17 protein-coding genes are annotated in these 23,222 nt (G+C 63.1%); 8 read left to right on the top strand and 9 right to left on the bottom strand.

Features of this window, described 5'->3' with window-relative positions; genetic code table 11:
* Positions 1 to 8: 8 nt before the first annotated feature.
* A complete protein-coding gene (locus ACEXP3_RS03140) occupies positions 9 to 1,799 on the bottom strand; it encodes an acyl-CoA dehydrogenase (protein ID WP_377295927.1) in 1,791 nt (596 codons plus the stop codon).
* A 273-nt stretch (positions 1,800 to 2,072) separates the two neighbouring features.
* Here ACEXP3_RS03140 and ACEXP3_RS03145 point away from each other — a divergent pair, with 273 nt between their 5' ends.
* Positions 2,073 to 3,074, top strand: coding sequence for a transporter (locus tag ACEXP3_RS03145; RefSeq protein ID WP_377295928.1), 1,002 nt, complete (start codon positions 2,073 to 2,075; stop codon positions 3,072 to 3,074).
* Positions 3,075 to 3,150: 76 nt separating this feature from the next.
* On the opposite strand, the gene ACEXP3_RS03150 is transcribed toward ACEXP3_RS03145, so the two are convergent.
* The 4 genes from ACEXP3_RS03150 to ACEXP3_RS03165 form a co-directional block, all read right to left on the bottom strand.
* Complete coding sequence (locus ACEXP3_RS03150; RefSeq protein WP_377295929.1) at positions 3,151 to 3,657, bottom strand: BA14K family protein; 507 nt, start codon at positions 3,655 to 3,657, stop codon at positions 3,151 to 3,153.
* A 230-nt stretch (positions 3,658 to 3,887) separates the two neighbouring features.
* On the bottom strand, positions 3,888 to 4,373 hold the full coding sequence (locus tag ACEXP3_RS03155; protein WP_377295930.1) for a BA14K family protein: 486 nt from the start codon (positions 4,371 to 4,373) through the stop codon (positions 3,888 to 3,890).
* Between the two features lie 147 nt (positions 4,374 to 4,520).
* Positions 4,521 to 5,603 carry an FAD-binding oxidoreductase gene (locus ACEXP3_RS03160; protein WP_377295931.1) on the bottom strand — a complete coding sequence of 361 codons (1,083 nt, stop codon included), beginning with the start codon at positions 5,601 to 5,603 and terminating at the stop codon, positions 4,521 to 4,523.
* Between the two features lie 128 nt (positions 5,604 to 5,731).
* Entirely contained in the window at positions 5,732 to 6,976 is a 1,245-nt protein-coding gene (locus tag ACEXP3_RS03165; protein ID WP_377295932.1) for an aromatic ring-hydroxylating oxygenase subunit alpha, read from the bottom strand.
* 480 nt (positions 6,977 to 7,456) lie between these two features.
* Here ACEXP3_RS03165 and ACEXP3_RS03170 point away from each other — a divergent pair, with 480 nt between their 5' ends.
* The 3 genes from ACEXP3_RS03170 (at position 7,457) to ACEXP3_RS03180 (ending at position 10,668) form a co-directional block, all read left to right on the top strand.
* The gene (locus ACEXP3_RS03170) at positions 7,457 to 8,068 is read left to right on the top strand and encodes a DUF6656 family protein (RefSeq protein WP_377295933.1); all 612 of its coding nucleotides are present in this window, start codon (positions 7,457 to 7,459) and stop codon (positions 8,066 to 8,068) included.
* 45 nt (positions 8,069 to 8,113) lie between these two features.
* Positions 8,114 to 9,091, top strand: coding sequence for an L-threonylcarbamoyladenylate synthase (locus ACEXP3_RS03175; protein ID WP_377295934.1), 978 nt, complete (start codon positions 8,114 to 8,116; stop codon positions 9,089 to 9,091).
* A gap of 143 nt (positions 9,092 to 9,234) precedes the next feature.
* On the top strand, positions 9,235 to 10,668 hold the full coding sequence (locus ACEXP3_RS03180) for an FAD-binding oxidoreductase (protein ID WP_377295936.1): 1,434 nt from the start codon (positions 9,235 to 9,237) through the stop codon (positions 10,666 to 10,668).
* A gap of 6 nt (positions 10,669 to 10,674) precedes the next feature.
* Here ACEXP3_RS03180 and ACEXP3_RS03185 read toward each other — a convergent pair whose 3' ends face one another.
* Positions 10,675 to 12,978, bottom strand: a complete 2,304-nt coding sequence (locus tag ACEXP3_RS03185) for a DUF1217 domain-containing protein (protein WP_377295937.1) — start codon at positions 12,976 to 12,978, stop codon at positions 10,675 to 10,677.
* 339 nt (positions 12,979 to 13,317) lie between these two features.
* Between ACEXP3_RS03185 and ACEXP3_RS03190 the strand changes: the two genes are divergently transcribed.
* Positions 13,318 to 13,884, top strand: a complete 567-nt coding sequence (locus ACEXP3_RS03190) for a DUF6101 family protein (protein WP_210103348.1) — start codon at positions 13,318 to 13,320, stop codon at positions 13,882 to 13,884.
* 96 nt (positions 13,885 to 13,980) lie between these two features.
* Here ACEXP3_RS03190 and ubiA read toward each other — a convergent pair whose 3' ends face one another.
* From ubiA to ACEXP3_RS03205, 3 genes are all read right to left on the bottom strand, one after another.
* Positions 13,981 to 14,943 (bottom strand): 4-hydroxybenzoate octaprenyltransferase, encoded by a 963-nt coding sequence (ubiA, locus tag ACEXP3_RS03195; RefSeq protein ID WP_377295938.1) that lies wholly within the window; start codon positions 14,941 to 14,943, stop codon positions 13,981 to 13,983.
* Positions 14,944 to 15,279: 336 nt separating this feature from the next.
* The gene (locus tag ACEXP3_RS03200) at positions 15,280 to 16,536 is read right to left on the bottom strand and encodes a cyclopropane fatty acid synthase (RefSeq protein ID WP_377295939.1); all 1,257 of its coding nucleotides are present in this window, start codon (positions 16,534 to 16,536) and stop codon (positions 15,280 to 15,282) included.
* A 169-nt stretch (positions 16,537 to 16,705) separates the two neighbouring features.
* On the bottom strand, positions 16,706 to 19,021 hold the full coding sequence (locus tag ACEXP3_RS03205; RefSeq protein WP_377295940.1) for a Tex family protein: 2,316 nt from the start codon (positions 19,019 to 19,021) through the stop codon (positions 16,706 to 16,708).
* A 195-nt stretch (positions 19,022 to 19,216) separates the two neighbouring features.
* On the opposite strand from ACEXP3_RS03205, the gene purD reads away from it, so the two are divergent.
* The 3 genes from purD (at position 19,217) to ACEXP3_RS03220 (ending at position 23,198) form a co-directional block, all read left to right on the top strand.
* Positions 19,217 to 20,485: a phosphoribosylamine--glycine ligase gene (gene purD, locus ACEXP3_RS03210; protein ID WP_377295941.1), complete on the top strand. Its 1,269-nt coding sequence runs from the start codon at positions 19,217 to 19,219 to the stop codon at positions 20,483 to 20,485.
* 126 nt (positions 20,486 to 20,611) lie between these two features.
* The gene (locus tag ACEXP3_RS03215) at positions 20,612 to 21,115 is read left to right on the top strand and encodes a plant virulence effector HPE1-like domain-containing protein (protein WP_377295942.1); all 504 of its coding nucleotides are present in this window, start codon (positions 20,612 to 20,614) and stop codon (positions 21,113 to 21,115) included.
* A 241-nt stretch (positions 21,116 to 21,356) separates the two neighbouring features.
* Positions 21,357 to 23,198 carry a methyl-accepting chemotaxis protein gene (locus ACEXP3_RS03220; RefSeq protein WP_377295943.1) on the top strand — a complete coding sequence of 614 codons (1,842 nt, stop codon included), beginning with the start codon at positions 21,357 to 21,359 and terminating at the stop codon, positions 23,196 to 23,198.
* Positions 23,199 to 23,222 lie beyond the last annotated feature (24 nt).

Consider the following 23,222-nt stretch of genomic DNA (forward strand, 5'->3'; position numbering starts at 1 on the left):
TCTCTCCTTCAGCCGAACACGGCGCGGGCGCTAGCAAGGCTTGGGGCCCCGTTCACCACCCGGTCCTTCAGCGCTGCTGTTTCGGCAATGAGGTTTTCGGCGGCAAAGCGGCAGAGTGCCACGCGCTCTGCCCTGCCCTGCGCCTCATCCGCCAGCGCCCCCTTGGCGAGATAGATGCCGGTGAGGGCAAGCCCGAACAGCCGCAGATAGGGCGTGGCGCCGGAAAGCGCTGCCACCATGTTTCCCTCGGCCTGCTGCGCAAGAAGCCATTCGGTTGTCGTTTCGAGATCATCGAGGCTATGCGCCAGCCGGGCGGCCGTCTCGCCGAGACCATCCAGATTGGTGTTGCGCACCGTGTCTGCCACCGTGCGCAACTCGGCGATAAAACCACGCACCTGCCCGCCGCCGGAGAGCGGCAGCTTTCGCGTCACAAGATCGATCGCCTGGATGCCGTTGGTGCCCTCGTAGATCGGCGCGATGCGCGCGTCGCGCAAGAATTGCGCCGCCCCGGTTTCCTCGATGAAGCCCATGCCGCCATGCACCTGGATGCCGAGCGAGGCGACATCGACGCCGATATCAGTGGCAAAGGCCTTGGCAATCGGCGTGAGAAGAGCCGCCCTCTCCTGCCAGGAACCCCCGTTTTCGCCGGCATGCGAGAAATCGATGGCCTTGGCGCAGGCATAGCAGATGGCGCGTGCGCCCTGCGTCAGCGCCTTCATGGTCAACAGCATCCGCACCACATCCGGATGCTCGATGATCGGGCTCATGCCGTTGCCTGAGGGCTTTTCGCCCGTCCAGGCGGGCGCCTTGCCCTGCGTGCGCTCGCGCGCATAGGCAACCGCCTTTTGCGTTGCCGCTTCCGCAACCGCCACGCCCTGCATGCCGACGGCCAGGCGCGCATTGTTCATCATGGTGAACATGCAGGCGAGCCCGCGGTTTTCCTCGCCGACCAGCCAGCCGATGGCGCCCGGCTCCTCGCCGTAACGGCCATCGCCGTAGATCATCGTGCAGGTGGGCGAGCCGTGAATGCCGAGCTTGTGCTCCAGCGAATGGCAGAACAGATCGTTGCGCGCCCCCGGCGTGCCGTCCTCATTGGGCAGAAACTTCGGCACGAGAAACAGCGAAATGCCGCGCGTGCCGGCCGGCGCATCGGGAAGCCGCGCCAGCACCAGATGGATGATGTTGTCGCTGGCATCATGCTCGCCCCAGGTGATGTAGATCTTCTGGCCGAAAATGCGGTAGGTGCCGTCGCGGCTCCGTTCCGCCCGGGTCTTCAGCACGCCGAGATCGGAACCGGCATGCGGTTCGGTCAAATTCATCGTGCCGGTCCATTCGCCCGAGACCAGCTTTTCGAGATAGGTCTGCTGCAGCGCCCGGCTGCCATGCGCCTTCAGCGCCTCGATGGCGCCGACCGTCAGCGTCGGCCCGAGTGCAAAGGCAATCGAGGCGGAATTCCACATCTCCAGCGTGGCGACGTTCAGCATGTTGGGCAGGCCCTGCCCGCCGAACTCTTCCGGTGCCGTCAAGCCGTTCCAGCCGCCGGCGCACCAGTCCTTGTAGAGCTTGACCCAGCCATCCGGCGACAGAACCCTGTCCCCCTCGACGAGCCGCGCGCCCTGCCGGTCGCCGATGGCGGCAAGCGGCGCTATTTCGTCGCTGGCGAAACGGCCAGCCTCCGACAGGATGGCCTCGACCAGATCCGCGGTCAGATCGCCGAACCGGCCTTCGCCGATGGCATCGGCAAGGCCAATGACATGGTTCAGGGTGAAGGCGATCTCCTCGACCGGTGCCTTGTACATGAGAACTCCTCCTCCGCCGTTCCGGCCGCGCGCCTCCCGCGCACCGCCTCCCATTGCTTTTTACGTAAACGTAAGATGGCTTGTCAATCGCCAAGCGCGGGCGCCCGGCGTCTGCCGGTCGCGGCAAAAGAGGTGTTGCACGACAAAGACCGTCACAGAGAGGCGTTATGGAGAAGACAACGGCGACATTCGTCTGCTGCTGCCGGCCGTCTTCCTTGCCAGACGCGACAGGCAGCGGCAGGATGCCGCTTCCCGCCTTTTCCGGATGTCTGCATGGCGCTTCTTACCCCTTCCGTACCGGGCCTCGTCTGGGCCTATCAGTTCCATGGCCACTCGAAGACCTGCCGGCGGCTGCCGACAGAGGCGGGCCGCGATGACCTGACAACACCGGACAGCGGCGATTTTCTCTGGCTGCATCTGAACCTCGCCGACCAGCGGGTGCCGGCTTTCCTGGAAGGGTTTCAGGATCTTGATCCGGCCGTGGTGACGGCGCTGACGACCCATGAAACGCACGCCTCGATGACCCTCGACGACCGGATGGTCTACGGCACGCTTGTCGATTTCCAGCGGGATTTCGATGCCGATACGCGCGATATCGGCTGGCTGCACTTTGCCGTCTGCGGCAACCTCATCATCACCACCCGCCTGCAGCCCCTGCGCTCCATCGACCGGGTGCGGGCGGCGGTGGAAAAGAACCCGGCGCGCTTTCACCAGCCGATCGACGTCTTCGAAGCGATCGTTGCGGAATTCCAGCGCACGCTGATCTCGCTGGTGATGGAACTGACGGAGGAACTGAACCAGATCGAGGATGTCGTCTATGGCAATGATTCGCGCGACGAGAGGCGGCGGCTGGCGCCGGTCCGGCGCGTCGTCGTGCGCCTGCATCGCCATCTGCGCACCGTGCTGACGCTGATGCGACGGGCCGCAGCCGCCGACGACGACGAGATGCCTGCGGGTTTTGACGACGTGGCCGGGCGCCTGACGAGCCGGCTGGAAGCGGTGGATCACGATGTCTACGCGCTGCAGGATCGTGCACGCCTGCTGCACGAAGAAATCGATTCCAAGCTCTCCTCGGAAACCAACCGCCACCTCTACATCCTGTCGCTGATGACGGCCTTCCTGCTGCCGCCCTCGCTGGTGACGGGGTTTTTCGGCATGAACACGGCGGCCCTGCCCTTTGCCCATACCGATAGCGGCACCGGCTGGGCGTTTGCCTTCATGCTCCTGTCGGTGGGCTTTGCCTGGTGGCTGTTGAAGCGCGCCGGCATCCTGTGACGGGTGCTGTCTGGCACAACGAAAAACCGCCCGGCGGCATGGCCGGGCGGCGTGTTCGTTTCAGACGTTCAAGGCCTCAGTAGTAAGGCGACAGACACTGCTGGCGCGGGCCTTCATAGGGCTGGAACGTGTTCGAATAACTGTCATAGGTGCGGTAGCGGGCCGCGCAATATTCGTAGTGGCGCGGGTTGAGCCCCGTGCGCACGGGTGCGACTTCCCGATATTCCGGTACGTAACGGGGTGCGGGAACATAACGCGGCTCCGGGCGCGGCTGGGCAAGCGCGCCGCCAATGATGGCGCCGGCGGCAAAGGCTGCCAGCGGATACCAATAGCCATCGTGGTAGCGGTGGTTGGGGCGATGCTCGCGGTAACCGCGATAGCCGCCGTAGTAACCGGGGCGATCATAGCCGCGGCCATAATAGCGCGGCGGCGGCGGGCCATCGCGCCAGTACTGCACCTGAACCACATCGCCGGCCGTGGCAGGCGCGGCCACCAGCGGCATGGCCTGCGACGGCAGGATCGACGCCGACAGCAGCGCGGCGGACAGTCCGGCAATGGACAAACTCTTCATCAGCGTCATCATCTTCGGTCTCCCTTTCTGGGTCACGCGGGCAAAGGCGGCATCCGCCACCCCCCGGCGTTTATGAGAAAAACCTATCGTTTCTCACCTGAACCGCCGATTAACATGGGGATTGCGCGACACCGGCAAAAGACCATGCGGCAAGACGGCAGGCACAGATGTGCCGAACGCGAAACCCGGCCCGCACAAGGCAGGACCGGGTCATCAGCAGTCATTCCGGCGAACGCGCCCGATCAGTAGGGCGAGTTACAGCTCAGACGCTCGCCACGGCTGTTGGCCACGAACGTGTTGTCGGAGGCGCGGTAGGTCTTGTAGCGGTTCTGGCACCAGGCATAGTGGCTCTGCGAATAGCGGCCGGGCGTGACACGCTGCGGCTGCGCAACCGCGCCGCCGATGATCGAGCCTGCCGCAAAGGCTGCCAGCGGGAACCAGAAGCCGTTGTGATAACGATAGCCTGCGCGGCGTTCACGATAGCCACGGTGACCGTTATAATAGCCCTCGCGGACCGGCGGGCGGCGATAATCGCGACGACCATCGTAATGGCGGCGATCGTTCCAGTGACGGCGGTCATCACGACGCCACTGAACATCGGTTGCCTGCGTCTGCGCGCTCTGGCGGTCAACCGCGACCACCGGCATCGCCTGGACCGGCGCCAGACCGGTGAAGGTCACGGCAAGCGTCGTTGCCAGGATGGCGAATTTCTTCCTGATAGAACCCATGGGTGCTTCCTTCCGTCTTTTTATCGACAGTCAGAACGCGCACCCCACCTTGGAAGTTCCCGTCAAAGGCTCAGAAACGTAAGCGTTTCTTGACCGACAAGCTTACGCGCCCGCAGCATTCGGCCGGCGAAGGGTCGGCAGACGGTGTCAGACCTCGATCTCGACATCGCCCTTCGGACGCGAGCAGCAGGCAAGGATGTAGCCCTCCTCGATCTCCTCGTCGAGAATGCCGCCATTGTGGTTCATGTCCACTTCACCCGACAACAGCATGACGCGGCAGGTGCCACAGAGGCCGGATTCGCAGGCCGCCCCGATGCGCACGCCATTGGCGCGTGCCGTCATGAGGATGGTTTCGCCTGGCTTGCAGGGCGCCTGCTTGCCGGCAATGGCAAAGGACACCATGGCAGGCGCCTCGCCTTCGGCAAGCGCCACCGCCTCTTCCTCGACGGTCGCAACGGCCGGCTGAAAACTTTCCTGGTGGTAGCGGCTCATGTCGAAGCCTGCCCCCTCCAGCGCCGAACGCACGGCGGCCATGAATGGCTCCGGTCCGCAGCAGAAGATCGTGCGGTCGAGGAAATCCGGCGACAGAAGCGAGATCTTGGCGCGATCGACAAAGCCGCGCAGGCCGGACCACGGTTCGGCCTTGCCGCAATGCTCTACCACGAAACCGAGATTGAGCTTCGGCATCAGCCGCGACAGGTTTTCAAGCTCATGGCGGAAGATGATCTCAGAGGGCGAGCGGGCGCAATTGATGAAGACGATATCCGACAGCGGCGCCCGGTCGGCCATGTCACGCGTCATCGACATCATCGGCGTGATGCCGGAGCCGGCCGAGATGAACAGGTATTTTTCGCCCGGATGCTTCACATAGGAGAAATCGCCGAGCGGGCCGTAGGCCCGCATCCTCATGCCGGGCTTCAGATTTTCAAACATCCAGCGCGTGCCGATGCTATCCTTCTGCGCCTTCACCGTGACGGCCAGTGCATAGGGCCGCGACGGGCTCGAAGAAAGCGTATAGGTGCGCATCACCGGCTCCGGCCCGACCGGGATTTCGAGCGTCACGAACTGGCCCGGCAGATAGCGGAACCAGACGGAGCGCTCCGCCTTGAAGGTGAAGGTCATCACGTCCGGCGCTTCCAGCGTTACCGAGGTGCATTCGAGCAGATGCAGCCTGTCGCTCCACGGCACCATCTGGTCGAAATGCTGGTAGGTCGTCACGGCCATGTTCATCTCACGTCATTCCGTCTGCGGGCAGGTTGTTCGGTTATCTCGTCGCTCACAGTCTGTTCAAGAATTCTCTTCGGCGCGGCGCAGAAATCGCCATGTCAGCCCGCCGGAGAGAATGATGGGACAGGCTGTCAGGCAACGGCCGAAAGCTTTGCCTTGTCGCCCTGCAGGCGGTTCAGCATGAAGGTCGTGTACCAGTCGACGAACTGCATCACGCCACCTTCGTGATCCGGCGAATAGGGGCCGGGCTCATAGGCGGGCGAGCGGATGCCGAAGGCGTTTTCTTCCACGATGGAGCGGTCCTGGTCGTTCGTCATGTTCCACACATGCGTCAGTTCTTCCAGGTCGTAATCGACGCCTTCCACCGCATCCTTGTGGACGAGCCATTTGGTGGTAACGGCGGTTTCTTCCGCCGAGAGCGGCAGCACGCGGAACGAGATGGCATGGTCGCCCAGCATGTGGTTCCAGGTGGTGGGGTAATGGAAGAGCAGCATGGTGCCGATATGGCTGATCGGCACGTCGTCGGACAGCGGACGCTTTACCGCCCGCTTGCCGGACATGGTGTAGCTTTCGGCCTCTTCGACGAGCGGCATGCGCGCGACGCGGAACTGGCCGCTCTCATGCATGGCGAATGTGCTCGGAAGGCCTGCCGCCTCGCAGCGCTGCCAGTGTTCGGAGATGAACGGGTCGTCGCCTGCGCCCTGCACGCCGGTTGCCGTCGGCGCTTCCGGATAGGTGCGGCACAGTTCCGGATGGTTGCCGGCGCAGTGGTAGCATTCGCGGTTGTTTTCCCAGACGAGCTTCCAGTTGCCCTTCTCGATGATGGTGTTCTGGTAGGCGACCTTGGCCTCCGACAGCCGGTGCGGCGCCATGTAGGGCTCGACCATCTGGCGTACGGGAGCAAAATCCGGCGCGACCTCGGCAAGGCAGATGAAGATATAGCCGGCGACCGTTTCGCAGTGCACCTGCTTCATGCCGAACTGCGCCTTGTCGAAATCCTCGCCCATCTGGCGGGCAAAGACCAGCGAGCCGTCGAGATCGTAGGTCCACTGGTGGTAGGGACAGACGAGCTTTGCAGAGGCGCCGCGCTCCTGCGTGCACACGCGGTGGCCGCGGTGGCGGCAGGTATTGTGGAAGGCGCGGATGAGCTTGTCGCGGCCGCGCACCACGACGACGGGATAATCGCCCACCTGCAGCGTGACGTAATTGCCGGCGCGCGGGATTTCGCAATCATGGCCGATGAACAGCCAGTCGCGATACCAGATGGTTTCGAGATCCAGCTTGTAATAATCCTGATCGATGTAGAACGGCTGCTCCAGGCTGTAGCCCGGGCGGTGGTTCTTCAACTGCCGCAGCATGGTGTCGCGAATATCCATCTTCCGTTCCTTCGATGGCGGGGATGCGAAGGCAGGCATGGGAGGGTGCCGCAAAGGGCCGGGCCTTGTCCATCCCCGTCGCCCACCGCGATGGGTCAACCTGTCACTCGGGCTCTTGTCTGCGTGGCACCGGCGGCTTCCTGCAAGGGCCGGTACCCCGGTGGTCTCCACCGCTTTTTACGGTAAAACCTCGAATAGGAAAGATATAACCGAGGCCCTCCCGGCTGAGCGGATGCAATGCGACATGTCATCCTGCATTGACGACAAAACGCGACATCGGTTGCATCGGGCCGGCAGCATCCCCGGGACGGCATTCCATCGGGCGCGCAAGCCTTTGCCTTGAGCCCCAGGCCTTCGCGCCACAGGCCCGGCGGCGAAGGCTGGACGGCGCAAATGGAACATCGCATGCCCTTTCGCGGCGCAAGCCACCGTTAAGGATGATGCCCTACACTTTGCCTGACGCACAGGGAGTGAACGGACGTGGACGCCAAGGCGAAGCTCAGATATTTCGATGCCCGCGCCGAGCGGCCGCCGGCGCCGCAGGCAAAAACCTCTGCCCACTCGGAATTCCTGCGCACCGGGCGCATTTCGCGCGACCGGCGCGACTGGCTGCCCGATGAACGACGCTACCTCACCTATGAGGAAGTGGCCGAGCGCACCGAGCGCAAGCTGGCCCTTGCCGGCGAAAAGACCCATGAGCGGATCAATGCCGTTCACCGCAGGATTACCTTTCCCAAACTTCTGTTCAGCCGGTCGCTGAGCGAGACCCCGCATCTCGGCTATTGCCATGTCACGGCGGCGCGCACCTTCTTTTCCCCCAGCCAGCCGGTCAGCTGGTCCTTCTACATCTGCAATTTTTCCGCCGAGATCGGCGAGGCCGAACAGTTTTTCGGCCAGATCCGCACCGATTACGCCCGCATGTATTTTGCCGTCGCCATCGAGCGGCAGGACACGGGCGAGACGCGCATCAACCGCGCCGTGCGTGGCAACGGCGTCCTGTTTCGCACCAGCGATCCGGCCGAGGCGCTGAAGAACGTGCTGATGCTCGGCGCGCCCGAGCCCTCCTTGCGCGAGGTCATCGCGAAGGCCTGAAAGAATTTGCTTCGGGGCGCCGTTTGGCGTTATGGAAGCGCCATCATGGCAGCACGCATCATCGACATTGCGACAGACCGCGACGCGGCGGTGACGGAAGCCTGCCGGGTGCTGGCGGAAGGCTTTCCCGTCGCCATACCCACGGAAACCGTCTACGGCCTTGCCGCCGACGCCACCAATCCGGTCGCGGTGACCCGCATCTACGAAACGAAAGGCCGGCCGCGCTTCAATCCGCTGATCTGCCACATGTCGGATCTTGAGATGGCCGAACGCTATGCGGTGTTCGACCCGATCTCGCGTCAGCTGGCAGAAGCCTTCTGGCCCGGTCCGCTGACGCTCGTGCTGCCTTTGCGGCAAGGCTGCGGCATCCATGCGTTGGCGACCGCCGGCCTCGACAGCGTCGGCATCCGCGTGCCGAAGGGATTTTCCGCAGAGCTGATTGCCGCCTTCGGCAAGCCGCTTGCCGCCCCGAGCGCCAACACGTCCGGTAAGGTGAGCCCGACATCGGCGCGCCACGTGGCCGACGATCTCGGTGAGAAGCTGCGTCTCATCCTGGATGGCGCCAGTGCCGGGGTGGGTGTGGAATCCACCATCATCCGCGTCGAGGGCGAGCGGCTGCGGCTGCTACGCCCCGGCGGTCTTGCCGCCGAAGACATCGAGGCGCTCACCGGCCGCATGGTCGAGCGCCAGGACGGCCCCGCCCCGGCCATCGAGGCGCCGGGCATGATGGCCTCCCATTATGCGCCGGGCGCTGCTGTGCGGCTGAACGCCGCTGCCGCTGAACCGGGCGAGGCGCTGATCCGTTTTGCGGGCATGCCGCTTTCCGCAACCAAGGCCCACGCCATCTTCGACCTCAGCCCGTCCGGCGATCTTGCCGAGGCCGCGGCCAACCTGTTCGACACCTTGAAACGCGCCGATGCGACGGGCGCCGCATCCATCGCGGTTGCACCCATCCCCGACCACGGGCTTGGCGAAGCCATCAACGACCGCCTGTTTCGCGCCGCAGCGCCCCGCGAGGGATAGGGACCGGGGAGGATGGGACGCAGGATGATCGTTATGCGCTTGCGGTGTTACCGCACGCACACCCTTCCCGAGCCGTTTACCAGCGGCGCGATGCCGACAGTCCGCAGCCTGACCTTTGAACGAACCACCCCAAGGAGACACCCATGGACGCCCATCAGTCCCTCAGCCGCGACCTTCTCTCCCGCTTCACCGCCATCGTCGGCGAGGCGAATGTGGTGACGGGCGACGCGGACATGGCGCCGCATCTCGTGGAAAACCGCGGCCTCTACAAGGGCGCCTCGCCGCTGCTCCTGAAGCCCGGTTCGACCGAGGAGGTCTCGGCGATCCTGAAACTTGCCTCCGAGACCGGCACGGCGATCGTGCCGCAGACCGGCAATACCGGTCTCGTCGGCGGCCAGACGCCGAGTGCCGACGGCACGCAGCTGATCCTGTCGCTGGAGCGCATGAACAGGATCCGCGACATCGATCCGCTCGCCAATGTGATGGTGGTCGATGGCGGCTGCATTCTGGCCGATGTGCAGAAGGCGGCAGAGGAGATCGGGCGGCTGTTTCCGCTCTCGCTCGGTTCGGAAGGCTCCTGCCGCATCGGCGGCAACCTCTCGACCAATGCCGGCGGCACGGCGGTTCTCGCCTACGGCAATATGCGCCAGCTGTGCCTTGGCCTTGAAGTGGTGCTGCCGACCGGCGAGATCTGGGACGGGTTGCGCCGGCTGAAGAAGGACAATACCGGCTATGACCTGCGCGATCTCTTCATCGGCGCCGAAGGCACGCTTGGCGTCATCACCGGCGCGGTGCTGAAACTTTTTCCGCAGCCGGCCGGCCATCAGGTGGCCTTTGTCGGGCTTGCCTCGCCGGAACAGGCGCTGCATCTCTTCGAGAAGGCGTCCAACCTCTGCGGCACGGCGCTCACCGGCTTTGAACTGATGCCGCGCATCGGCATCGAGTTTACCACCCGTCATATTCCAGGCGTCCGCGACCCCTTGGGCTCGGTCCACGACTGGTATGTGCTGGTCGACATCTCCACCAATGATTCAGCCGACACCGCCCGGGTGATGGTGGAAACGCTGCTGGAACAGGGGCTGGAGGCAGGCCTGATCGAGGATGCGGTGATCGCCTCCTCCGTTGCCCAGCAGACGGCGCTCTGGCACATGCGCGAAAGCATGTCGGATGCGCAAAAGCCGGAAGGCGGCTCGATCAAGCACGATGTCTCGGTGCCGGTGTCGAAAATCCCCGCTTTCATGGCTGCGGCGGAAAAAGGCGTGCTCGCCGCCATGCCCGGCGCGCGCATCTGCGCCTTCGGACATCTCGGCGATGGCAATATCCATTACAACATTTCCCAGCCCGTCGGCGCCGACAAGGCGGAGTTTCTCGGCCGCTGGCGCGAGATGAACGCCATCGTGCATGGCATCGTGCTTGCCGCAGGCGGCTCGATTTCGGCCGAGCACGGCATCGGCCAGCTGAAGCGCGACGAGCTTGCCAGGATCCGCCCCGAAATCGAGATCGAGCTGATGCGCCGCATCAAGCGCGCCTTCGATCCGGCCGGCATCATGAACCCGGGCAAGGTCGTGTCCGTCTGACGGGCGTCAGCGGCTCTGCGACAGCGAGTAGAGAAGGTCGGCGCTGATGCCGCCATCCGAGCCGCTGCCGGTGAGGATGGACAGCGCCGACGAACTGGCATCGGAATTCTGCACGTCGTACATGACGGTAAACTTGTCGACCATCTTTGACACCTTTTCGGGATCCTTCAGGTCTTCGAGGTTCATGTATTTCTTCACCAGCGCCGCCTGCTTGTCGACGTCGAGATTGCTGAAACTGTCGGGCAGCTGGTAGCTGACGCGGAAGAATTCCAGAAGAGCGGTATCACCGAGAATATCGTAGGCGCTGGTGATGGAATGCGACAGGCGCTCGAAATAGAGCGCAAGCCGCACGCCGGCATTGCTCTCGCCCTGCTCCTGCTCGAGCGTCTGGCGGGTGTATTTGTTCTGGGTTTCGAGAATCTTGCCGGTGCTCTGTGCGCCGGTCTCGCGCGCCGCAGTCAGCTTGCCGCTGCTATCGAAATTGAAGGTACCGAGGATTTCGGCCCAGACCGAATTGGTCTGCTTGTTGACGAAGCTCTTGGGATCATTGAGGTCCGAGGCAAACACCTGCTTGAGGAAATCCTTGGTGACGGATTTCGGATCGACGTCATAGGAGGTCAGCAGCACGTTGACGAGGCGATCGTCCTTGATGAAGTCGGACGCGGTCTGGATCGTCTGCATCTGGGTGGAATAATACTTGACCTCGGCAGACGCGGCCGTCTTGGCGGCCGTCTTCTTGTCGTCCGCCAGGAAGCGCGTCATCTTGATCGTATATTCGGCGGCGACAGAGGTGATGGTGCCCTGCGCCTGCGCCGTCAGCGGCACCGTCACGTCACCCTTGGTGTTAAAGTTGAACGCTTTCGCCAGTGTCAGGTAGCGATCGTCCTTCAGCTTGTAGATATAGCTGTCCGGATCGTTGAGATTGCTCATCAGCGCCTGGCGCACCGTAAACTTCGACACCTTGTCCGGATCAAGCCCCACTGCCTTCAGGGCAAAATCAAGAACGTCACTCTTGCCCATGAACTCGTCGACAGAGGTGATTCCCGAAATCGCCGCCTTGTAGAGGGCGGCGGCCTTTTCATCGGCGGTGTCCTGCACATCGTTATAGGTGCTGTAATAGCGGTTGACGGTTGCGGCCTGCTGCGTCGCGGTCTGGGCCGCGCCGGCCGTGACCGTGCCATCGGTCTTAAATCCGAAATCCTTTGCCAGTTGCAGATAGGCCGGGTTGCTCTTGCCGAAGCGGTTGGCATAGCTGTTGGGGTCATTGAGATCGCTGGTGAGGATCTGCTCGATGGTGGAACTCACCACGTTGATGCCCGAAAGGCCGTAGGAGGTCTTGATGAAATTGTAGAGCCGCCGGTCCGCGATGATATCGGAGACATTGTCGACGGAGGCCATCTTTTCCTTGAAATAGTCGGCCTCATTGATGGCCGTGGCGGTCGAGACGCGCGTCTGCCTGCTCAGATACAGGTCGTTGATGGTTTCCTTCTGTACCGCGGTCTGCGCGCCGCCGGCCGGGGTGGTGCCATCGGCCTTGAAGTTGAACGCATCGGCCATGTCATAATAGGTCTGGAGACCGGACAGCTTGGACTCGTAGCCGGAAATTTCCGTATTGATCTTCGTCTTTTCCGCCGTCGTGGTGGCCGCGGCAAGCCGCGTCTGCGCATCGGCCACCTGTGCGTTCAGCGCATCGCGCTCAGGGCCAAGCGTCTGGTTGATATAGCTTGCGCTGTCACCGGTATCGCTCGACAGGACGCCGCGCAGGAAGCTGCGTGAATAATAGCTGTCCGAGACGCCATAGGAGGTGAAGAGATAGCTGCGCAGACGGTCGTTGTTCAACAGATCGTCGACCGAGCCGATTTCGCCCATCATCGCGTTGAAATAGTTCGTCTCGGTGGTCACCGCATTGCCTTGGCTCACCATCGTGCTGGTATAGAGCCCGACCATGGCATCCACCTGCGTCGATGACTGGGCGGCTTTCTCTTCCGACGAGAAGTTGAAGGCTGTGGCAAAATCACGGTAGCGGTGGTCGGTCAGCTTGTTGGCAAAGCTGTTGTCGTCCGACAGATCGCTTTCCAGCACCTTGCGCATGAAGGCCTTGGCATAGGTCATGTCTTCCAGGCCAAAGGCCTTCATCGCGTAGGAATAGAGCCGGTAGTCGCCGAGCAGATCGTCGACCGAGGTAACCTTTGAGATGTTTTCCTTGTAGTAAGCGGCCTCACGCGAGACGTCCGACTGCTTTGCAACGCGCTTCAGGCTGGCCTGTAGGTCGCGATTGACAAGATCGTAGCTCAGATAGGTCGATACCATTCGGGTGGCCTCTTCTCTCCCGGGGCGCTGAAGGTTGATGCGCCCATCCTACGTCAACGAAACTTAAAGAATTGCTGTCCGGGCTTTGCACACAGGGCTTGCCCCGGCCTGACCTTAACCCAAAACCTGTCTTGAACTCACGCAGACGCGCCGAAATTCATCTTCAGGAAACCCTGACGGATTCACTTTTGCTAACCATCAGGGGAGGCAAAGATTTCTTAACCGCAATTTTTAAGTGGTTCTGGAAAGGCCCCGCCTATGTTGGCCCCATCAGAGGACAAAAGTCCCGGCAAGAGATCCGGCAGCGGCTCTCGGGTAAAACAAGGGTAGCAATTGACGATGACTAATACGGTTCTGAAGCCCTCTTGGGCAGGTGCAACACTTCGGCTCGATCCGTCGCGTTTCCCCCAGCAGATCACGTACGGGCTGCATGATGCCGCCGGCGATGTCACCATTACCATCGACGAACGCGGCGCAGTCCTGCGCAAGATCCTTCCCGGCAGCGGGCTTCCGCTGTCGTTCGCTCTTCCGGCCCGCGCCTTCAAGGGTGTCGCGGCCCGGGCCATCGACCACGGCAATGGCGAGGTCACCGTGACGCTCGAACTGCATCACGACGATCCGGATCTGTGCATCCCGCTGCTCGTTGCCCACGACCTTTGCGACATCGCCGCCGACTGGCGCAGCTGGTCGGAAGCCTTCCGCATTCCCATGCTGATGGTGGAAGCCGATGGCGTTGCCCGTCCGCTGGAAAATCATCTCGGCGAGGTGCGCATGCAGGACACCAAGCCGCGCCGACGCCACTCCTATTTCGCCGCCCGCCGCCCGCGCTTCCTGGTTCGCCGATCCACCGGCAGCCTGGGTGTCGCCATGCGCATCGAAGGCAAGGAGATCATCGCACGGCGCTGATCGCTCCGGCCGACGCCAGGCCACCCTTACTCATCGATCTCCAGCAGAAGAGCCCGGCACCCCTGCCCGGGCTCTTTCGTTTTCAGGCACGGACACTCAGCCGCCGAGGCTGACGAGCGATGCGACGAGGCTTGCGAAAATCACCGCGCCGACACGGCCGTTGAACTTGAAGAGCCGCATGCAGTGATCCGGATTGTCGATATCCAGGATCAGGATCTGCCAGGCAAACATCAGGGCGGCGATGAAAAGCCCGAGATAGCCAAGCACGTTCACCTGCGCCGCCATGAAGGCAAACAGGAGGAAGATCAGCGCCAGCGCATAGATGCCGCAGAGCCAGGCCTTGGTGTTTTCGGCAAACAGGCGCGCGGTGGAGCGCACGCCGACCAGCGCATCGTCCTCCTTGTCCTGGTGGGCATAGATCGTGTCATAGCCGACCGTCCAGGCAATCGCGCCGAGATAGAGCCAGATCGGTGCCCAGGACAGGCTTGCAAAGACGCCCGCCCAGCCCATCAGCGCGCCCCAGGAAAAGGCAAGCCCGAGGAAAAACTGCGGCCAGTCGGTAAAGCGCTTGGCAAAGGGATAGATCGCCACCACCAGCAGCGAAGCAAAGCCGAGAAAAATGGTGAAGCGGTTGAACTGCAGGAGGACGACAAGCCCGACCAGCGCCTGCAGGACGAGAAAGATCTTTGCCTGCAGCCGGGTTGCCCGGCCCGACGGCAGCGGGCGCGAGCGCGTGCGCGCCACTTCGCTGTCGATGTCGTGGTCGACCAGATCGTTATAGGTGCAGCCGGCACCGCGCATGGCAACCGCGCCAACGAAGAACAGGAACAGATGCGCAAGCTTCAGTTCCAGCGAAAAGCCGCCGTCGGGAGCCGCATCGGCATTGGCCGCCAGCGCTGCCGACCAGAAGCAGGGCCACATCAGCAGCTCCCAGCCGATCGGCCGGTCCCAGCGGGCAAGCTGCGCAAAGGGCCACAGGGACCGCGGCAGGAACCGGTAAACCCAGTTGTCGGAAGGGGCATCGGCCACGCGGCCGGAAACATCATGTGTCGAGCTCATGGCTGAAACTTCTAAAAGCTTTGCCGCCAAAAGCAATCGTGTGGATTGTCACGCAAGGATGGAGATAGCAGGTTGTGGGTGCCGAGTTCGAGGCTCGCCCCCGTTGCGTTTGGGGCCCACCCCCCTCTGTCCTGCCGGACATCTCCCCCACACGGGGGGAGATCATCGTGTGGTTTATGCGCTCGTCCCTCATCAGCCGCTTTCGGAACACACATCAGCCGTTGCCGGCAGGCACTGCGGTAAACTTGGAATAAGGCGGTGGCCTCCTGCTGATCTCCCCCCTTGTGGGGGAGATGCCCGGCAGGGCAGAGGGGGTACCCTCCCCAAACACCGACCTCAGAAAATCACCGGCTCAAGCGGCGCCCGTCCGGCCTCGAAGGCTTTCAGCGCCTCCTCGCGCCGCGCAATGTAGTCGCGGTCGTGCGGAACGCTGTCGCGCGCCTTCTTCAGCTGGATCTGGAAGATGAAGAAGTTTTCGTGGGTAAACGCCATTTCTGAACCGGCGAGGTAGAATTCCCACATGCGGAAGAACCGCTCGTCATAGAGCGCCAAAACCTCTGCCTTGCGCGCCAGAAACCGTTCGCGCCAATGGCGAAGGGTGATGCCGTAATGCATCGGCAGGATCTCGATGTCGGAGACCAGAAGTCCGGCCCGCTCGATCTGCGGCAGCACTTCCGACAGCGCCGGAATATAACCGCCGGGAAAGATGTATTTTTCGATGAAGGGATTGGTGACGTAGACGATCTCAGGCTGGCCGATGGCATGCAGCACCATCACGCCATCATCGGCCAGCACCTCGTTGACCTTGCGGAAGTAGCGGCCGAAATTGGTGCGGCCGACATGCTCGAACATGCCGACGGAGACGATCCGGTCGAATTTTTGCGGCGGCGTCAGGTAACGATAGTCCTGAAGCTCGAAACGCACACGGTCCGAGAGGCCGCGCTTTGCCACCCGCTCGCGCGAAATCTTCAGCTGCTCGCGCGACAGCGTGATACCGGTGACATCGGCCCCGGAGGATTCCGCCAGATACATGGCCATGCCGCCCCAGCCGGACCCGATTTCCAGCACCCGCTGGCCGGGCTCGACCAGAAGCTTTGCCGCAATATGGCGCTTCTTGGCGAGCTGTGCTGCATCGAGCGACAGGTCGGGCGGATTGAAATAGGCGCAGGAATATTGCCAGTCCTCATCGAGGAACAACGAAAACAGCCGCTCGTCGAGATCGTAATGATGGGCGACGTTGCGGTGGTTGCGGTTGATCGGCACGCGGTTTCGAACCTGCGACACGGCGATGCGCAAAAGCCCGCGCCAGATCATGCCGAAGGTCAGGCCTTCGCTTAAGGTATTGTCCTTCACCAGCGCGAGGAATTCGTAGATGTCGCCCTCCTCGACGATCATCCGGCCATCCATGTAATGTTCGCCGAGCTTCAGCGCCGGATCGGCCGCCAGCTCCTCCTCGGCCTTGTCATCGGTGAAGCGGATCGCCACGCGACGTCCGCCGCCGGATCCGAAGGACTGTTCTCCGGCCGGGCCCCGCACGACAAGCGTTCCGACCTTGATGATTTTTGCAAGCAGGCGACGCAAGGACGAGGCCATACAACCCTCTAGATACTAAGGATGCCTTACTATTTCCCGGTGAAGGTAATACGGATTTTTCCGCTGACAAGGAAAAAATTCGGCGCAAGCCCGCACGCAGACAGCCCGCCAAACCGGATTTGGCGGGCTGAAGTTCCAGGCAGTTGATCAGGACAGGACCGGGCGGGCCTCAGCGCTTCTTCATGGCTTCGGCAAGAGCCGCCCCCAGCCCGCCGAGCTGGGACGTTTCGGCCTTGGCCGGCCTGGCGCTCGCATGGCGCATGGCATTGCCGGGGCCGCGCGGCTCGCGCATCGAAGGCGCTTCAGCCTCGCCGCCATCCTTTCGCATGGTGAGCCCGATGCGCTTGCGCTTCACGTCGACCTCGACCACGCGCACCTTCACCACATCGCCCGCCTTCACCACCTCATGCGGATCTTTCACGAAGCGATCGGCAAGCTGCGAGACGTGGACGAGCCCATCCTGATGCACGCCGATATCGACGAAGGCGCCGAAGGCGGCAACGTTCGTCACGGTCCCCTCCAGCGTCATGCCGGGCTTCAGGTCGGTGATCTCGTCGATCCCCTCCGCAAAGGTTGCGGTCTTGAAGCTCGGGCGCGGGTCGCGGCCGGGCTTTTCCAGCTCGGCAATGATGTCCTTCACCGTCGGCAGACCGAAGGTGTCGTCGATGAACTGGCGCGGATCGAGTTTCTTCAGCGCCGCACTGTCGCCCATCAGCGCACGCAGGTCCCGCCCACAGGCAGCGACGATCTTCTTGGCCACGCCATAGGCTTCAGGGTGAACGGCCGAGGCATCGAGCGGCTCCTTGCCGTCGGGAATGCGCAGGAAGCCGGCGCATTGCTCGAAGGTGCGCGCGCCAAGACGCGCCACCTTCAACAGGTCCCGGCGGCTGGCAAACGGGCCGTTCTGGTCACGATGCGCAACGATGGAATCGGCGATGCCACGGGAAAGGCCGGCGACGCGCGCCAGAAGCGGCGAGGACGCGGTGTTCAGATCGACGCCCACGGCATTCACCGCATCTTCCACCACGGCATCGAGCGAGCGCGACAGTTTTTGCTGGTCGACATCGTGCTGGTACTGGCCGACGCCGATGGATTTCGGCTCGATCTTGACGAGTTCCGCCAGCGGATCCTGCAGGCGGCGGGCAATCGAGACGGCCCCGCGCAGCGAGACGTCGAGGTTCGGAAATTCCTGGGCGGCAAGTTCCGAGGCCGAATAGACGGACGCGCCGGCCTCCGACACGATCACCTTGGTCGGCTTCTTTGCGGTTGCCGGAAACTGCGCCAGCATGTCGGCCACCAGCTTTTCCGTCTCGCGGCTGCCGGTGCCGTTGCCGATGGAGATCAGATCGACATTGTGCTTGCGGATGAGGCCGGCCAGTTCCGCCTGTGTGCCGCGAATGTCGTTCTTCGGCGGAAACGGATAGACGGTCGACGTTTCCAGCACTTTTCCGGTGCCATCCACCACGGCCACCTTGACGCCGGTGCGGATGCCCGGATCAAGCCCCATCGTGGCGCGCGAGCCCGCGGGTGCGGCCAGAAGCAGATCCTTGAGGTTGCGGGCAAAGACGCGGATCGCCTCTTCTTCCGAGCGCTCGCGCAATTCGCGCATCAGGTCGAGCGACAGCGACATGGAGAGTTTCACCCGCCATGTCCAGCCGGCGACATCCATCAGCCAGCGGTCGCCCGGCCCCTTTTCGCCGATCCCGAAGGCAATAGCGATCTTGCGCTGCACGGGCTTCACCGGCGACGGATCGTCCTGGTCCACATCGATGGTAAGCGTCAGGACCTCCTCGTTCCAGCCGCGCAACATGGCCAGCGCCCGGTGGCCCGGCGTGCCGGACCAGCGTTCTGTATGATCGAAATAGTCGGAAAACTTGGCGCCGGCCTCCTGCTTGCCATCGACCACCTTTGCCCGCAGCGTGGCATTGTCGCGCAGATACTGGCGCAGCGTCTTCAACAGGTCGGCATTTTCCGTGATGGCTTCGGCGACGATATCGCGCGCGCCGTCGAGCGCCGCCTTCACGTCGGCGACGTCTGCCGAGAGATAGGCGGCCGCCAAAGCATGCGGATCGGCGCTGCGGTCGGCCCAGATCGCGTCGGCCAGCGGCTGCAAGCCGCGCTCGCGGGCAATCTCAGCCTTGGTACGACGCTTGGGCTTGAACGGCAGGTAAAGGTCTTCCAGCTCGGCCTTCGTCGTGGCCCGCGCGATCTTCAGGGACAGCTCGTCGGTCATCTTGCCCTGCGAGCCGATGCTGTCGACGATGGTCGAGCGGCGGGCTTCCAGTTCGCGCAGGTAGACGAGACGTTCGGCAAGATTGCGCAGCTGCGTGTCGTCGAGCCCGCCCGTCACTTCCTTTCGGTAGCGCGCGATGAACGGCACCGTCGCGCCTTCGTCCAGAAGCCCGATCGCAGCGACCGCCTGGTCCGGGCGGGCATTGATCTCGGCGGCAATGGTTGCGGCAATGGAACGGATGTCGGCGGCCATGGGCATCTTCTCTTCGTTGTTCGGGCGCGACCATAGCGACAGATCGTGGCAAGGCAACGCCGGCGGGGGCGATTCCACAGGATCTGGCGACCCAGGAGGGGCAAGGCCCCTGTGTGACCGGGCAAAAGCCTTGACCTTTCTCCCCGCGCCCCTTAACCGCGCAGGCTTATCCTAGACCTTTTAAAGGGGGCGAATGTGAAGGTTCTTCTGATCGGATCCGGTGGCCGCGAGCATGCGCTGGCCTGGAAACTGGCGCAATCGCCCCTCATGACAAAACTTTACGCCGCCCCCGGCAATCCCGGCATTGCCGAGGAAGCCGAACTGGTGGCGCTTGCCGTCGAGGACCATGCCGCCGTCATCGCCTTCTGCCGCGACAAGACGATCGATTTCATCGTCGTCGGCCCGGAAGCGCCGCTGGTGGCCGGTCTCGCCCATGACCTGCGCGAGGCCGGCTTTGTCGTCTTCGGTCCCTCGAAGGCCGCCGCCCAGCTCGAAGGCTCCAAGGGTTTCACGAAGGATATCTGCGCCCGCTACAACATCCCGACCGGCGCCTACCAGCGCTTTACCGCAGCCGAACCGGCAAAAGCCTATATCCGCGAGCAGGGTGCGCCGATCGTGGTGAAGGCCGATGGCCTTGCCGCCGGCAAGGGCGTAACAGTTGCCATGACGCTGGACGAAGCACTTCTGGCCGTCGATGACTGCTTTGCCGGTGCCTTTGGCGCAGCCGGCGCCGAAGTGGTGGTGGAAGCCTATCTCGATGGCGAAGAGGCAAGCTTTTTCTGCCTGTCGGATGGCAAGACCGCCCTGGCGCTTGCCACTGCCCAGGACCACAAGCGCGTCGGCGATGGCGACACCGGCCCCAACACCGGCGGCATGGGCGCCTATTCGCCGGCGCCGGTGATGACGCTCGACATGGTGGAGCGCACCATGAAGGAGATCATCCAGCCGACGATTGCCGGCATGGCCGACAGCGGCATGCCGTTTACCGGCGTTTTCTTCGCCGGCCTGATGATCACCGAAAAAGGTCCCGAACTTATCGAATACAATGTGCGTTTCGGCGATCCGGAAACGCAGGTTCTGATGATGCGGCTGAAAAGCGATCTTCTGCCGATCCTCTATGCGGCCTCGACCGGCACGCTCGACCAAGTGAGCGCCGAGTGGCGCGACGAGGTGGCGCTGACGGTGGTGATGGCCTCCAAGGGCTATCCGGGCACTTATGAGAAGGGCACGCCCATCGCGTCCCTTCCGCAAGCGCAGGACGGCGCACAGGTGTTTCATGCGGGCACGGCACTTCAGGATGGCCGGCTTGTCGCCACCGGTGGGCGCGTGCTGAACCTCACCGCTCTTGGCGAAACGGTGAAGGAGGCGCAGTCGCGCGCCTATGACCTCGTTGATGCGGTGCAATGGGACAACGGCTTTTGCCGCCGCGATATCGGCTGGCGCGCCATCGAACAGGACGCGTGAGGCGGGCTGCCGGCATTCAGGAAGCGTTAACCGCTTCCCCTGACCGGTTTGAAAGGAAACGGCGCTAGCCTTGCTCCGAGAAGTCGAAGCCCGAGACATCAAGGCACGACATCAAGGAACGCGCCGATGCCAAGCCCTGTGCCATTGCTGTTGATGATGCTTGCCGCCACGCCCGCGTCTGCCGGCTCGATCGAGCGGATTGCGGCGGCATCCGAACCGGCACGCCCGACGGGAAGCATCGTGACGCTCGACTGCCTGTCCTGCCCGCCGGTTGAGCGGCGCCGCCCCTCGATGACGGCCCCCTTCGAGCTTGCGCCCGGCCAGCAGATCCTGTCGCTGCAGGAGCGCAACGGCAAGCCGGTGCTGCTGCGCACCGAAGCCTGGATGGGCGGCTCGCCGGTCACGTTTGTGAGCCTCAACCCGGTCTGGATCGACAAGGAGGAACAGGCGATCGTCGCCCGCGCCAGGCCAGCCTCCCCCCTGGATCCGGCAGCGCCCTCCGATCCGCTGGATACCGGCACCACGGCAGCCGTGCCGGCACCGCCGACGCAGGCCGCGCCACGCCTGCCGTCTGCCGCTCCCGCTCCCCTCCCGGATTTCTCCGGCGTGGCCCTGCGCCCGGCACTTTAAAGCCGACGCCTTCATCTTGCCATCCGGCAGGATGGACTGTCCCACCGGGCGATTTTCTCTGCGCAGTGCTGCAGGAGAACAGGGATAATCGATCCATTAGAGCTTTATTTATAGTTAAAGACTAAAACTCTCGGTGGGGCGTGGTCAGCGTCCGTCAAGCGCAGGAGCGCGATAACGAAACATGTTGTCGCCCGCTCTCCGTTCCATGGGCCCCCGGCGACGACCAAGGGCGGTGGTACCAATGAAGAACATGAAGATATCCACCCAGCTGTTCCTGCTGGTGGGCGCCATGATGGTGGTGTTTGCAGCCATCACCTTCTTCCAGATCAAATCCTCGACGAACGCCATCTATCGCGAACGCTATGAAATGCTGCGCACGCAGGTGGAAACGGCGATATCGGTGATGAGCGATTTCAACGATCGCGCCAAGGCCGGAGAGTTTTCCAAGGAAGAGGCGCAGAAGCGCGCCTATGCCCTCATCAACAAGATGCAGTTCCAGCCGGACGGATATTTCTTCGGTTACGACTATGACGTCGTCCTGGTCTTCCATCCCACCTCTCCGAGCGTCGGCAAGAGCAACAAGGGCAAGGGTGACCCGACCGGCAACATGTATCGCGACGACCTCGTCAAGCTGGGTCGCGCCGGCGGCGGTTACGTCGAATTCATTGGACCCAAGCCCGGCAAGGACCCGAACGACTACAGCTACCCGAAGGCCGCCTATGGCAAGGTGTTCGAGCCGTGGCAGATCGTCGTCGTCACCGGCCTTTATACCGATGACCTGAGGGCAGAGGTGCGCGACAACATCATCAAAACCGTCGGCGGCTCCTCGCTGCTGTTCCTCATGGCCCTGGCCGGTGCCTTCTTCGTCATTCGCGGTATCACCGGCCCGCTCAACGCCATTCACGATGCGCTGGGGGCCGTGGCCGACGAGGACACGTCGAAAACCATTCCCCATACCGACATGGGCAATGAAGTGGGCATGATGGCAAAGGCCACGAAAGCGCTGCAGGAAAAGATCCGCGAGCGCCATGCGATGGCCGAGCGCCAGAAGGCACAGGAGCAGGAACTGGATGCCGAGCGCCAGCGCAACATAAAGGCCCAGCACGACGAGGCCGAGCAGCAGGCGCATGTGGTGGCCACCATCGGAGCAGCACTCGAACAACTGGCCGATGGCGACCTCACCATTCGCTGCAACGATCTCGGACGCAAATACGAGGGCCTTCGGCAGAACTTCAACGATGCGCTGTCGCGGCTCGAGCAGGCCATGGCCCGCGTCAACCTCAAGGGCAACGATATCGGCGTCTCCAAGGAAGAGATCCGCCGCGCCTCCAGCGAGCTTGCCCAGCGCACCGAGCGCCAGGCGGCCAATCTGGAGGAAACCTCCGCAGCGCTCGACGAACTGACGGTTGCCGTGCGCCAGACGGCGGACGGTGCCCGGGAAGCCGCCCAGCGCGTGAAGACGATCAGCACCGAGGCGCGCCAGAGCGACAGCATCGTCGAACAGGCCATCGGCGCCATGAGCGGCATCGAGCAATCCTCGTCGGAGATCACCAAGATCATCGGCGTGATCGACGAGATCGCCTTCCAGACCAACCTTCTGGCGCTGAATGCCGGCGTCGAAGCCGCCCGTGCCGGCGAAAGCGGCAAGGGCTTTGCCGTCGTGGCCCAGGAAGTGCGCGAACTGGCCCAGCGCTCCGCCGCTGCCGCCAAGGAGATCAAGGACCAGATTTCCCGCTCCACCGGCCAGGTGGAACAGGGCGTGCAGCTGGTTGCCCAGGCGGGCGAAGCATTGAAGCGCATTTCCGCCCAGATCGAAGGCGCAAACGATATTGTCGGCAAGATCTCGCACAGCGCCCAGGAGCAGGACACCACGCTGCGCTCCATCTCGGCGGCACTGAACCAGCTGGACAGCGCCACCCAGCAGAATGCCGCCATGGCCGAGGAAACCACGGCATCCGCCGAGGTTCTGGCCAATGATACCGGCGACCTTCTGGATCTGATCCGCAGCTTCCGCACCGGCGACGTGCGCGATGCGGCGGGCAACCTGCAGGGGATGGGCCAGAAGATGCGCCGCGCCGGCTGATCTTCACTCGCATATGCAAAGAGC

It is taken from the genome of Neorhizobium fuzhouense, from assembly GCF_042611105.1.
GTDB lineage: Bacteria > Pseudomonadota > Alphaproteobacteria > Rhizobiales > Rhizobiaceae > Neorhizobium > Neorhizobium galegae_A.

Bases quoted from the DNA above. Each gene is read 5' to 3' on its own strand.
- ACEXP3_RS03150 (WP_377295929.1), bottom strand. From the start codon at position 3,657: ATGATGACGCTGATGAAGAGTTTGTCCATTGCCGGACTGTCCGCCGCG.
- ACEXP3_RS03200 (WP_377295939.1), bottom strand. From the start codon at position 16,536: ATGGCCTCGTCCTTGCGTCGCCTGCTTGCAAAAATCATCAAGGTCGGA.
- ACEXP3_RS03160 (WP_377295931.1), bottom strand. From the start codon at position 5,603: ATGAACATGGCCGTGACGACCTACCAGCATTTCGACCAGATGGTGCCG.
- ACEXP3_RS03215 (WP_377295942.1), top strand. From the start codon at position 20,612: ATGCCAAGCCCTGTGCCATTGCTGTTGATGATGCTTGCCGCCACGCCC.
- ACEXP3_RS03140 (WP_377295927.1), bottom strand. From the start codon at position 1,799: ATGTACAAGGCACCGGTCGAGGAGATCGCCTTCACCCTGAACCATGTC.
- ACEXP3_RS03190 (WP_210103348.1), top strand. From the start codon at position 13,318: ATGACTAATACGGTTCTGAAGCCCTCTTGGGCAGGTGCAACACTTCGG.
- ubiA (WP_377295938.1), bottom strand. From the start codon at position 14,943: ATGAGCTCGACACATGATGTTTCCGGCCGCGTGGCCGATGCCCCTTCC.
- ACEXP3_RS03185 (WP_377295937.1), bottom strand. From the start codon at position 12,978: ATGGTATCGACCTATCTGAGCTACGATCTTGTCAATCGCGACCTACAG.
- ACEXP3_RS03220 (WP_377295943.1), top strand. From the start codon at position 21,357: ATGAAGAACATGAAGATATCCACCCAGCTGTTCCTGCTGGTGGGCGCC.
- ACEXP3_RS03155 (WP_377295930.1), bottom strand. From the start codon at position 4,373: ATGGGTTCTATCAGGAAGAAATTCGCCATCCTGGCAACGACGCTTGCC.
- ACEXP3_RS03165 (WP_377295932.1), bottom strand. From the start codon at position 6,976: ATGGATATTCGCGACACCATGCTGCGGCAGTTGAAGAACCACCGCCCG.
- ACEXP3_RS03180 (WP_377295936.1), top strand. From the start codon at position 9,235: ATGGACGCCCATCAGTCCCTCAGCCGCGACCTTCTCTCCCGCTTCACC.
- ACEXP3_RS03145 (WP_377295928.1), top strand. From the start codon at position 2,073: ATGGCGCTTCTTACCCCTTCCGTACCGGGCCTCGTCTGGGCCTATCAG.
- ACEXP3_RS03205 (WP_377295940.1), bottom strand. From the start codon at position 19,021: ATGGCCGCCGACATCCGTTCCATTGCCGCAACCATTGCCGCCGAGATC.
- ACEXP3_RS03175 (WP_377295934.1), top strand. From the start codon at position 8,114: ATGGCAGCACGCATCATCGACATTGCGACAGACCGCGACGCGGCGGTG.